The sequence below is a fragment of the Mesorhizobium sp. B2-3-10 genome (genome assembly GCF_006442275.1).
Classification (GTDB): Bacteria; Pseudomonadota; Alphaproteobacteria; order Rhizobiales; family Rhizobiaceae; genus Mesorhizobium; species Mesorhizobium australicum.
The window spans coordinates 586,664-599,360 of the sequence record NZ_VFVT01000004.1; the positions used below are offsets into that span (position 1 = coordinate 586,664).

Here is a 12,697-nt window from a genome sequence, read left to right on the forward strand (position 1 = left end):
CCGCCCGGATTTAAAATACCATGCTAGGCCAATGGCGAAGGCTCGGGAAGCGGAAAGGCATCGGGAATGGAGAGGTTATTTTATCGCAGACCTGCAGCGCCAATAGGTCTCTCAAGCTGGTGTGGCGCGAGAGGTGTCCATTCGCCTTGCAGACGGAACTCTCGGTCTGTCCAGAAACCGAATGGCCCAGCTTGCGCCGCTTGCCTCTATGCCGCCAATCCCCCCATCGCCATGGCTCTTCAAACCTCGCAGAAAAACTTGCAGTGGACACGTTGGTGGGGTGCGGTATCAGTAAAAAACTCGGGCAAATCTTCACCGACTTGATCCGCGCTATCTTGCCAGAACGAGCATCAACCGACCGCATTTCTATCTTTAAAACGCTGGTTCTCATAAGGAGACGAACGTTGAGTGGCAGTCATGACTTCGTGACCTCCGCAATGAAAATGCGGAATCGGTACCTTAACGTTCTTGAGGCCTCCCTGACCGGAACCCTCTACGGCGACGCGCCCATTGATCCATGGACGGGTGGGAAATATGACCCGAACAAGCGTGCTCTTGGGCAGGATTGGCCAGGGCTGGCGCAAACCATGATTGGCTCAGCAAGGATGCGCAATCTGCGGCATTTATGCGAAACCGTGATATTGAATGATGTGCCTGGCGACTTCATCGAGACCGGAGTTTGGCGCGGCGGGGCATGTATTTTTATGAAAGCTATCCTTGCCTCGTACGCCGACACCATACGTCGGGTATTCGTCGCTGACAGTTTCGCTGGCCTTCCTCCTCCAAGCCCGGAAATCTATGCGGCGGACGCTGGGGACGTCCACCACACGCATACGCAACTAGCGATCTCCCGGAAGGACGTTGAAGATAACTTTCGTAGATATGACTTGCTCGACGAGCAAGTTGTTTTCCTTGAAGGCTGGTTCAAGGACACACTCCCTGAGGCCCCGATACAAAGATTAGCGATTCTTAGACTTGACGGAGATATGTATGAATCAACAATTCAAGCTCTTGACGCGCTATATAGCAAAGTGTCTTATGGTGGGTTTGTAATTGTTGACGATTACTTTCTCACCCCGTGCGCCCAAGCTATAAATGAATTCCGGACAAGGACGGGTATTACATCCCCATTAATGCCAATCGACGGCTGTGCGGTGTGGTGGAGGGTTTCCGAGCCTGCGAACCACGATAACATCCCGGCAAGCCGCCTTGCGCACGGTCATCCATAATAGGTCACCTGCGTCTGGCGCATGGCCTTACGGACGAAGTCGACCTGTGATCGGGCCGAAAATGCCTCGAAGCCTTCCTGCGCAAGTGCTGATCGCGCTTCACGGTGGGCGAGCAAAGTCATGCAGACTTCGGGTATGTCGTCGGCACAGGCGAACGCCACGCCGTTCCTGAGCGGTGCTTCCGCGGCGCTATCACAGCCCCGCTCGGAGACAACACATTTGCGGTTGGCGAGCAGATAGGAAACTCGCACGATCTCGAAAAGCTGTGTGCCGTAGTAGTGCAGGTTGAGGACGATTTTGCTCCGAGCGATAAAAGTATCGCGTTCGTCGCCGTAAATGCCGTCGAAAATTCGCTTTACGTTGGCACCGCGTACCTCGATCCGGTTAAGTACCGAATTGCGATGCTCATTGAATGCCCCGAAGAACAGAACGTCGATGTCCTCATGCCTGGACGGAGCGATCCGGGTCAGTTCGGGCATGTATCCGATGCCGCAAAAAGTCGCCTGGACGCCCATGCTGGCGAGCGCGACAACGTTTGCCTCACTGTAATCCCACACAGGGTAGCGCTTCAGCAACGATATGTATTCAGGCTTCATCCACATGCTGTCAGTCGATGGTTCCGAAACCTGTTCAAGGTTAAATAGAATCAACTGCTGCTGGGGCAGCGGCACTAAGTGCAGAAGATTGGTTCCCAGCACGATCGTGGTGTCGCCGAGTTGCGTTGGATTATGAACCACGTAGGTTTCCTGGCCGAGTGCACGGAAAGCAGCGCAAAGCGATACTGCGACCTCATCGAAGGCGCGGCTGTGAACATAGTTGGGCGGGCTAACGATCCAAACGGTAGTCGCCATCGTCGACTCCAAGCGAAATCATGGAATAGTACGATTCCCAGGCGCAGGCCAAGCCACCACCGCGTCACGAGCTGTCTCCCACCCGCCGCCGGCCGGAGCATGCCATTCAGCCCGAGGCCCTTGATGCTCCCGTAGGAGGCGGAAGACGATGTAGCAGAGCCGACGCCGACCTTCAACTCTGCACATCGATGCCACGATCTTGTTCGATTGGAATTCGGTGAGCAGTCGAAAGGAAGTGCTGGTGTCAAATAACGGCCTAACTCACCACAGAACCTGATGTCCGATCTGACTCCTCCCGGATCGACAGTTGGTCATCATCAGAAAACACAAGGGGCGGCATGCAAACAAACGCCTGCATCAATCCGTACGCGGCGCACATGGCGCAGTCTATTCCCGTGTCATCGATAACCACCCCGGCCCCTGGAAATTGAATGGTTCGCCTTTTGATAGGAAGGCAATTTTCAAGAAGTATCCGTGCACCGTTTGGTGTCACGGAATAAGCCATAAGCCCAAATGAATGAGCTATCCTACTCAGTGATCGTGGCGACTTATCATATGCGGCAAGCAAGTCCATATTCTGGCGCTGGCGCGCATAGAATTCCAATTTAGCCTTCGCAAAATCAAGATCCAGCCAAAGGAACAGCGGATCGAAATTGAATCCCCATTTTATGAGATCCCAACCTGCCGGGGCGCCGGATAGAAGTTCGTTTGACCGCGAAATAAAATCTGCTGAACAGTATACATCGTCTTCAAAAATAGTTAGCGGTATATTGCTCGCGACGGCCTCTTTCCATAGAGTAATATGTGAGAGCGCACACCCCAGAGAGCCAGCACCATAAGTGCAATCCCCCCCGATAATTCCATCCCTTAACAATCCCCCCCTGTCGAGCGCAGCCCCTTCAAACGCAGAGACTCTGAGTGTACTACTTAACAAATGGGGGTTGCGTTTCTGATATGTATTCCACCGCGAAACACTGCGGTCCAAATTTATGACGCGAATAGGCAAAGGAGTAGAGCTGGCTTTCGGTTGAGCGTGTTCTCGCTGTGGTCCTCCAATGCGTGCAGCTAATTCTTGAGAAGCCGGAAATTGGCTGCCGATCGTCCGATGTGCTCGGGTCCCTGATTGCGGGTCAAAGAGGTCGATCCATTCACCAATAGAATATTGCCAGTCAAACTGACGAGCGGCCTCCCTCGTTGCGTGGCATTTCTCCACGAACGCCGCGGTGTTTTCCTTGTAGTATCGCAACGTTGCTGCTGTGAACGCCTCGAATTTCGCGGCCTCAATAGGGGCCAAGATCCCACCCCCCTGATAGGCCTTGAGGGGGAAGTGGCCAACCGGCGTCCCAATGATGAGCCTTCCCGCTGCAGCTCCCTCCATTACTGAAAGCGGCCCAGACTCGTTGATAGAGCTTGACAGCACGGCATCCACACTACGGTAGAACTCGGGCATGTCATGAAAAGAAATCTGACTAGCGGTTGAGCCTGCTACCTTGAAGGCTAGGCCGGCCTGTTGAGTCGCCGCTTCGGCGAGCGCTCCGCGTTTCCACTCCACGCCATAGGTCGTCACGGACATCGACGTGGCGTAGCCTACAGTGGTCAATCGCTCGGGCACCGCTGAAAAGAAGCTCTGGTAGTCAATTCCCAAAGGGGCCACCTTGGGAATTCTTGAAATACCGCGCATGGCCGACGCGGAGTACAAATACTCGCTCACCACTCCGTAGTTTGCAAATTTGTCGAAGATTTCGATGCCCTTGCGCTCGATAAGCATCCTCATGTCGAATTCATGATGGGAAATGGCGACTATTTTGTCACAAGGAATACCATAGCTGTCAGTCAACGTGGGGACGCCATCGAGTGCGGTCAGGTACAGATCGTAATAGCCAACAATGCGTCCGATATGTTCGTTATTGTTTCCCTGCCAGTCGAGGATATCGATCGTAAAACCGCACGCGTGGAGGCGCCTAGCGAGATCATAGTAGACGCGTCCATGCGACCACTTCGTGTACCCGTAGACAAGTATCTTCTTTCCCTTGGAGTGTGTGTTTGCTTTGGCCCTAAGGGTTGGATGCACGATGTAGCTTTGAATCCTGCCTTTGTCGAAATGCGCTCCGGCGGATCGCCAATTGCTGCCGTTAACCATGGTCCCTTGTGTGCACCAACTCTCCGAGGCGATGAAGAGTTCCCAAGTGCTGCATACCGGGGCACCTAGCAGGACACGGCCGTCGGGTATCGCCGACAGAAACAGAGCCTCAGCTCTGAGAGCCAGCAACCCGCGCTCAAGCGGGACAAGCTCAAAGAGAGTAGGCATGGCTGCGGGATTGAGGCCGATAGAGTCGCGCAAGATCATTGTCTGATCTGGTATGCAAATCATCGGCTTGAATTTATCGCCAACCCGGCAAATCAGCTGCCCCTTCCAAGCCCCTCCAGCGGATTGCTCAGTCGCAACAAACAGAACATTGGCTGGGCTGCTTTCCTCCGGCCCGTGGCGCAGTTCGCCCTTGGCAGTGTCCACGTACAACACCGTGTTGAACGCTGTCAGCAGCCGTGCTGGCTGACCAGTGGGATCGGTCATGCACTTGCTCGCATCTCATCTCGCCGATGGGTGAAGAACGCCAGGTTGTCCTTGAGCCGCTGATTGTTCGGGTCGAGTTCAAGCGATAGTCGCCCCCACTCCACTGCCCGATCCATTACATTGAGGTGCCACGACGCGATGGCGCCAAGATCATACAGCCGGAATCCCCAGCTGTTCGGGTCGTCCAGATAACTCCCGCTACGGCGCGTCTTCTCGAGCCCATTCGTGCAAGCCCAAAAGAGGTTCAGCCAGTCCGCCTGGCCGTGGAACTCCTCGGCTAGGTCGAGCCAGATTTCGCGCCGGTGAGGCGCTTCCATCCGGGCCTTGTCCAGCCAGGACAATCGCTGGTCCGGGAGCATGCGCGCGATGTAGCGCATGGCCTCCGACCGTTCTTCTGCCCACTTGCTTGTCGGCAATGCGAGGTACCGCTCAAGTAGCGGAACGGCCCTGACGTGCTGGTCGGCCCACATCAAGTCCCGCCCGAGCCAGAAACAGATTTGCGCGTCCTCGGGATTCTCCTTGTGCGCCACTTCCATCAGCGGCAGGTAGTTGCTCCTCGTTGGCTTGGTGAGGTCCTGCACCTCGAACATGACGATGTCGCTGCTGCTGGCCGTGACTTCCCTCTCTCCGGTGAAGACCAGGGCCTCATGGACAGGTCGATTGAACCGATAGCCCCAGCGATGATGAAAATTCTTAGCCGGCCAGCTGCGCAGCGGCGTTGGGTCATCGACACTCGCTCTGTAAATCGTCTGACAATAGAGGGCAGTCGTCTCGGGTGTCCAAGTCGCCTCGAGCTTCGCCCGCCAGCCGGGCTCGAGAAAGCGGTCCATGTCCATCGTGCAGCACACATCGACGTCGGAGGGAATAAGTGCCATGGCCGCATTGCGGGCATCGTCAAAACGCCATGGGCGCACCGCTATTGCGTGTACGGTGACGCCAGAAGCGGTCAGCCGTTCCACCGTGCTGTCGGTGCTGCCGGTGTCGGCCACAATGCGATAGTCGGCATCCACGGCCGAATTGGCCCAGCGCTCCGCGTTTGCGGCTTCGTTCAAGGCGATAGTGTAGACGGCTACTTTCACTCGACACCTTCCATGGGACCTATGCTCGAAAGGAATAGGTGCGGTAGATAAAACGTTTGGCGCCATGCATTTTTGATCGACCGCCTGCAAAAACAATTTCTGCCATACTGCGAAGGATATCATCCTGGTGCGGCGTGGCGTAGTAATTTACGGCTAGGTCGTACTCGCGCTCTTCTTGCGGAATCTCAGAAAAAAAGGAAGGGCGACGCTTCGATCCAGCGCGTATCAGAATCAGATGTCGCCTCGGGTCGCTCGGGACCGACAACAGGTGGATATCGTTCGAATTCTCAAACATTTAGCCGACGGTTCTCGTTCCGATTGTTATCGAATGTCCCCAGTTCCCGCGCTTTGCGGATAGCCACAAGGCCACCAAGCAGCTTTGCCCTGTTCAACTCATAGTGGCTGTCGAAGAACAGGATCTCGGAGAACTGGTCGGCAAGCACGCTCACCCCCAGCGGATCGACGGAGCGGGCCGTGCCGTGCTGTTGGATTTCCCGCAGGAGGGTCTTGGTCGGCGTGATCTTGCCGAGGTCCTCACCGGGCGGCTGCCAGTCGAGGTCTTCCAGGAAATACCAGCCGCCCTCGCCGAGCAGCGGGAAAAACTCGCGCAGCGTCAGTTGTTCGTCGAACGAGGCGTGGCTGCCGTCGTCGATGATCACGTCGAGCGAGCCCGGCTCGAGCTTGGCGGCGATGCCGCGCAGATCGTCCAGCTTGGATTGGTCACCGATGAACGATTTGAACCTTTCGTTGTTGAGCCGCGAAAAATCCGTCAGGTCGACACCGATCACCTGGCAGAAGGGAAAATAGCTCTGCCACAGCGAGACGGATGGGGTCTCGGTCTGGTTGCCTTCGGCCAGACCGCGGCACAGGCCGATCTCCATCAGCCGCTGCATGGACAAGCGCCGGGCCGACAGAAGGCGATCGTAGATCCTCGCATAGCAGTGACGGTTGCCTGTGTGCCTGTTCTTGTCGGTATTGAAGCGGTCGGCGAGGCTCGCGAACGTGGGAAAGCGATCGAGCGGGCGGATTAGCGACGAGATCAGTGGCACCCCTTCGCCGGCATGCCGGGCCTCGTTGCGTGCCGTCCACAGGTGGATGCCGAACACCCGCTCATCGTTCAGATAGTCGGCCAATTCCCCAATCGGCTTCTCGAACCGATCGATCTCATTCCAATCGATGGTGTTGAAGAACATCGGGCTGAACACCCATTCCCGCAGCGCGGCTCCCGCATCGGAAGCAATGTAATCGGACAGAAGCTTGGGGCCGATGTCGCCGAACTCCTTGCCGTGTGCGGCGTGAAAGCTTTCGATCGACAACTCATACAGCGCCCTGAGATGACTGCTGTAGGGTCTGGCATAGATGACGTTGCCGCAAACAAAATGACCCTTGTGCGATCCGCGCCACTGCAGATTGAAGAAGTATTCGCCGCAAAAGGGAAAGGGACGCAGTAGGATGACGTCGGAATCCATCCATAGCCCGCCATGCTCGTAAAGCAGGGCGTAGCGGAAGATATCGCTGAAGTACCGGATCTCGGAACCGGCGACGATGCGCTCGAACAAGGCCCGCGGCATGACGTCGTCGGCATTGCGGACTTCGATACCGTGGGGCACGAGGAAATCGAGCTTCTCGGGCGCGTAGCTCCATACCCGCACCGGATGGCCTGTCGCTCGCATCGACGTTGTGGCGGCGATCAAGGTACGATGCTCGGCCTTGTCGGACATCACCTGGTAAAAGCAGTTGATCTGCGGAAGTGCCGTGTCTTCGCTGCCAAGGAAGCGGGACCTCCGCGCGTCGAATTGGCGCGATCGTTCCCGCCGCTGCAGCGAAGAATCGACCTCGCGCAGAAATGGCGCTAGTTCATGAAAGATTTCGTCTGTCGACTTCATGCCGCTGGCGCCGAGGTCTTTGCCTTCCGACGGCGCTTGGCTTGTGTGGCTCATGGCTCCATCTTCAGCGCGCTCAGGCTTGATCGCTGCTTTCGGTTGCGGAGCGCCATGCCCAGAGGCCAGCGTCAGCCTGGACGCTGTACCGGCCGCGCCCAATGGCAGGGTGTCCACATCCTCCAGCAGCGACCTCACCTCCGCCTCGTCGACGGTCGCGATCCAGGACTCGCTGTCGGTGACGCTGTAGGAAATCAGCAGACGCCTTTCGTCAGGGTGCCACGCCAGCCCGGCAGCGAATTCGACGCCCTTTTTGTCGAAGAAGAACGGACGGCTTACTTTTCGCAAGGTGTTGGCTTCATCGAACCAGACGAATCGATGCAGGTAGTAACGCCGCTTCTCGGCGGCCCGCCACTGGACTTCATGAATCAATGCGAGCCACCCGCCGGCAAATGCGATCAGCTGCGTTCCACCCCTGAAACTCTTGGCGGCAATTGCGGGAGGAGTCTCGCTGAGGGTCGAGCCCCGCTCGTCGACGATCCGGGTGGGATCGCAGAGGTAGATGAATTGCAACGCCCCTGCCCCCACCGTGCCCGCCTTGACTTGAGGCATCCAGTTCTTCTCGTGCACCCGCGGCCCCGCCGGACGGAGCACGCGCCAATCGGCCAGGCGGCAGGAAGCGCCCTCGTCAATGCGCGCGACGACCTGCTCGCACCAACCCTCCTCCGTCAATTCGCGCACGCAAGAGACGCCCCACAACGCATCGCGCCAAGCGAACAGGCGCATGTCCTCAAATCCGAGAACACGGTCGTTAGCGGGTTCCGGCATATCGGCCGGTGGCAAAACCTCGCTTGCGGACTGGATGGCGAACTCATCACTCAATCGGAGAAGGAAATTGCGCGTGTGAACCGGCACTCCACCCGGCGTGTCATATTGCAGGTTGTCTTCGGCCAGCGTGTAATTCACCGTTCGCTGCAAGAGCACGATCTGGTCGCCCAATCGAGCCACCGACGGGTTTGACGACCGATAGCCATCGGGCGCCATGAAGCCGACCGGACGCGCGCTGAAGGACGGCATCATTGTCTTGGCGGGCTGCACATAGAAGAACAGGTTGGACCACGCCAGCTGCCTCGGGCCATCGTCGATCGTCCGGTTCAGCGCCAACCAGTTGCATGCCGCGAAACCACGATCCTTGCGCACGGGATCGCGCGCGTAGTTCGCCGCTATCGCAAACTCCTCCAACAGGCCTGTTGTATAGACGTAGTCCTCGAGAAATAGGATGTCCTGCTCGGGTCGCTTGATCGTCAGCCCCGCTTCGGAAAACAGCAAGCTGGCATCGTTCATTCCCTTGTCGCGGTAGAACCTGGCCAGGTCATAGAGCGGCTCAGCACGTTGCGGCCGTTGATTGAAGGCGGCAAGCGCCTGCTCAACGAAGCCTGGCTCGTCGCCGAGCTTGCGCAAGCAGCGGGCCCCCTGCAGGCGTGCATTCCACGCTTCCTCGTCCCAGCCGCCCATCGCGGCGCGTTTGGCATAGGCCACCGCAGCCTCAGCCGTCCGCCCGGCGTCGCGATATGATTGCGCCAGATAGAACCAATAGCGCTGATTTTCCGGTTCCCTATCAAGAGCTTCGAGCAACAGTTTCGCGTCACGCTCGAACTTGTCGAGCCGGTTCGATCCGCTGGCGTGGTCCTTGTACCAGGCACTGCGCAGTTCCAGCACACCGTCGGGCACGTCGAGATATTCATGGGTCACGCCGTGGTAGCGCGCGCCGGCGTCCCGCCTGACCAGGCGGGTGTTCCAATAGGTCAGGCCGGAATCCGATCGCTGCAGCAGCCGGTAGCCCGGACTGACGAGTTGTTCTCGGAAGCCTACGTCCTCGACCACCAGTTCCATGTCGGCGTCGTCAAATAGCAGATAATCGTAAGCGAGTGCCGAGGCGTAGGCGTGATCAAGTGCCGCATTACGCGCGTGCTCGAAATTCAGGAAGGGAAACTCATGCAGTTCGCCCGGCAGGTTGCGGGCAGCGAAGAACGATTTAATGAAATCCTGGGTCCCGTCGGTCGAGCCGGTATCGCCGATGACCCAGCAGTCGATGTGGTCGACCACCGCTCCGAGGCAGCGCTGAAGGTTCGCCATCTCGTTCTTGACGATCATGTTGAGGCAGAGGCGCTTGCGGCTTGTCATCTGAATCGTCGGCTCCGTGCGGCGGTCCGTCACGCCGCCTCTCGATTAGTTCATCGCCATTTGCCAGGTGTCGTCAAGGTCGAGAAAGTTCTAAGTGGCCGTCCCGCCAGAGGAGGGCCACGCTTGACGTTGATCACATTTGCGACATGGCAAGGGCTGGAGAGGAGACGTTGAGGCCAGGGTTCTCAATGACAATTTTCAGCAACTGCGTTAAAGAATGTCCCGCACCCGCTCCCTGATCAATTATCCGTTCGCTTATAGTTTACAAATCCCTAATTTTCTGTTTACTAATGTACTGCTTTGAGGGCACTCGCGCAGTTGGCGGGTGGGTTGGCGTTCTTGAGAGGGTTTTAGGAGTTCTGGAGTAGCTAGGCCACTTCGCGGCTGAGGCAGGTGCGTTCGCAAAGCGTCCGCTGCCGCGTATACGTTTGTCCTTCTGCTGGAGGCGGACGGGTTCCCGTTCCGGAGATCCCTCTCAAGTTTTCGCCGAGACATCGGCGTGAACATGACGGGAGTGAAGTCGTGAGTCGGGTAAAATGGCGTGCGCATCGCAGGAAACGTGAAGCCTTAGCTTCGCCACCCCCCAACCATTCGTGGCTGGACATCGGAACCGATCTAGAGATCGGATATCGGGCTGCCGCTTGCCAGACGACCAATCAAAAACCAGCGCGGCGCGCCATTGGAACGCGTAACACACAAAGGCGCCCGGCTTCTGCCCTCTCACCCATGATGCCCACCCACCCGCAAGAGCGTCGCGCTCGGTCGGGCGGCTTTTAGAAGGCCGAACGGAAAGGCGCGGCGCTGTCGCCGCTACCGAGGAGGATCAGATGAGCTACATAACAGGGTTTGCAGTCATGGAAGTTGCCGTTAGAGGCGTCTTGCCGATCGGCGACACAACCGAAAATGTGCCTTATTTTATCCTGGACACCGCCAAGAGCGCTATCGTCGGTCAGGTCATTCTTCCAAAGGCCGTCAAGCGAAGCCTCGCCGTCGCTGTCACCGTCAAGGTTCCGGCCACAGCCGGTTCATTTGCGATTGGCACGTTTGACGATGGCGGGAGTTTCCAAGCCTGCAGCTTCCTCCGCGTAGAGAGCCCCGCTGTCGAAAGTCCCGACGGTGCTGTCGGGCCGTCCGGAAGATGACCGCGCCAATCTCCCTCTCCTGACTGCTCGCCGGCCAAGCCGGTGGGCGGTTTCCGCTTGAACAGAATTCGAAGCCAACAGGAGCCAGTCATGGCCCGCGCCTCTGAACTTCTATTTGTCGACTCTTCAGTCTCCGACCTCCAGACGGTTCTCGGCAGTCTGAGGCCAGAAGTCCAAGCAATTGTGCTGGACGGCCGCCGACCGGCGGCACGGCAGATCGCCGCCGCACTGGCAGGGCACGAAGGGCTCGACGCGGTGCACGTCATCGCGCATGGCGCGCCTGGCCGGGTTAGCTTCACCGCGGGAGAATGGTCGGTCGCCACACTGAACGAAGAGGCTGAGGATCTTGCCGCGATCGGCAGGGCGCTTACTGCCGACGGCGAACTGCGGCTGTGGAGCTGCGAGACGGCATCGGGCAATGCTGGCGAGACCTTCGTAGCGGCGCTGGAAGAGGCCGTCGGCGCAGACGTCCGCGCATCGAGATCGCTGGTTGGCGCAGCTGCCCTTGGTGGCTCCTGGGAACTGTCCGCACGCGCGAGCTCGCCCACGCCCCTGCCCCCCCTGACCTCGGATGGAGCGGCAAGTTACAGCGGGGTGCTTGCAGTTGACCTGACGATCACCGGCAACTTAACTATTCAGAATGGTAGCGCCACTATCAACACTTATTACCTAGTAGATACAACATTAAATCCTCATTTGTTGGTTGGCAGTTTCCCACTTCCCCAATCAGGGCACAACATTGTCAGTGAATTTGCTGTAACAATAACAATTCCAGACCCTACACATACTTATCAAATATACGACGCTGGTTTCAATCTATACGGCACACTAACGCCAGGGGTAGGAAATACTTATGTTTTAACGGACGGCCCTGTCGCTGGCCCTGCCAATGGCAACGGAGGCAATCAATTTGATACTGGTACTTTCAGCACCAGTACAGTTGGCGCGACAGGCCCGGCGGGACCTACGGGAGCGACCGGCGCCACCGGCGCGACCGGCGCGGGTGCGACAGGGGCCACTGGTGCGACCGGCGCCACCGGCGCAACCGGAGCAACCGGAGCGAGTGGCTCTACCGGTGCCAGCGGCGGAACAGGCGCGACCGGCGCCACTGGTGCAACAGGAGCGACCGGTTCTACCGGCGCAAGTGGCGGAACCGGCGCGACCGGCGCGACCGGAGCAACTGGCTCGACCGGCGCCACTGGCTCGACCGGAGCCACAGGCTCCACAGGTGCGACCGGCGACACCGGTGCCACAGGTTCGACTGGCGCCACTGGCAACACTGGTGCCAATGGTTCAACCGGAGCTACAGGCTCCACCGGTGCTACCGGCTCGACAGGTGCGACGGGGTCGACCGGTGCGACTGGTTCGTCCGGTGCAACCGGTGATACCGGAGCGATTGGCTCGACCGGAGCGACCGGGGCCACAGGAGCAACCGGCTCGACCGGAGCGACAGGCGCTACTGGTGACACGGGTGCCACAGGTTCGACTGGAGCAACGGGCTCGACGGGCGCGACTGGGTCCACCGGTGCCACCGGTGCCACCGGAGCCACAGGTGCGACTGGCGATACTGGTGCTACGGGTTCGACTGGCGCCACCGGCTCGACCGGAGCAACCGGCTCGACTGGTGCAACTGGAGCCACAGGCGCTACGGGTGACACGGGTGCCACAGGTTCGACTGGAGCAACTGGCTCGACAGGTGCCACAGGCTCGACCGGTGCGACTGGGTCGACCGGTGCGACTGGGTCGACAGGTGCGACTGG

At 58.4% G+C, this 12,697-nt stretch carries 8 protein-coding genes; 3 read left to right on the plus strand and 5 right to left on the minus strand.

Translation table 11 applies throughout. The features are described 5' to 3' along the window. The first annotated feature begins 146 nt into the window (after window positions 1-146). Window positions 147-1,229 (plus strand): TylF/MycF family methyltransferase, encoded by a 1,083-nt coding sequence (locus FJ943_RS15440; RefSeq protein ID WP_246671883.1) that lies wholly within the window; start codon window positions 147-149, stop codon window positions 1,227-1,229. On the opposite strand, the gene FJ943_RS15445 is transcribed toward FJ943_RS15440, so the two are convergent. The 5 genes from FJ943_RS15445 to FJ943_RS15465 all read right to left on the minus strand — a co-directional run bounded on the left by FJ943_RS15445 (window position 1,220) and on the right by FJ943_RS15465 (window position 9,828). Further along, a complete protein-coding gene (locus FJ943_RS15445; protein ID WP_140722597.1) occupies window positions 1,220-2,080 on the minus strand; it encodes a glycosyltransferase family 1 protein in 861 nt (286 codons plus the stop codon). The genes FJ943_RS15440 and FJ943_RS15445 overlap by 10 nt on opposite strands. Window positions 2,081-2,336: 256 nt before the next feature. After that, window positions 2,337-4,652 carry a glycosyltransferase family 25 protein gene (locus tag FJ943_RS15450; protein ID WP_140722601.1) on the minus strand — a complete coding sequence of 772 codons (2,316 nt, stop codon included), beginning with the start codon at window positions 4,650-4,652 and terminating at the stop codon, window positions 2,337-2,339. After that, window positions 4,649-5,731 carry a glycosyltransferase gene (locus FJ943_RS15455; RefSeq protein WP_140722604.1) on the minus strand — a complete coding sequence of 361 codons (1,083 nt, stop codon included), beginning with the start codon at window positions 5,729-5,731 and terminating at the stop codon, window positions 4,649-4,651. The genes FJ943_RS15450 and FJ943_RS15455 overlap by 4 nt, the downstream gene beginning before the upstream one ends. Before the next feature lie 19 nt (window positions 5,732-5,750). Beyond that, window positions 5,751-6,026, minus strand: a complete 276-nt coding sequence (locus tag FJ943_RS15460; RefSeq protein ID WP_140722607.1) for a hypothetical protein — start codon at window positions 6,024-6,026, stop codon at window positions 5,751-5,753. Beyond that, on the minus strand, window positions 6,019-9,828 hold the full coding sequence (locus FJ943_RS15465; protein ID WP_140722611.1) for a glycosyltransferase: 3,810 nt from the start codon (window positions 9,826-9,828) through the stop codon (window positions 6,019-6,021). Before FJ943_RS15465 ends, FJ943_RS15460 begins: the two co-directional genes overlap by 8 nt. 794 nt (window positions 9,829-10,622) lie before the next feature. Between FJ943_RS15465 and FJ943_RS15470 the strand changes: the two genes are divergently transcribed. Next, on the plus strand, window positions 10,623-10,937 hold the full coding sequence (locus FJ943_RS15470; RefSeq protein WP_140722616.1) for a hypothetical protein: 315 nt from the start codon (window positions 10,623-10,625) through the stop codon (window positions 10,935-10,937). Between the two features lie 90 nt (window positions 10,938-11,027). Further along, the coding region (locus tag FJ943_RS15475; protein WP_140722619.1) for a DUF4347 domain-containing protein at window positions 11,028-12,697 on the plus strand (1,670 nt) is incomplete at its 3' end.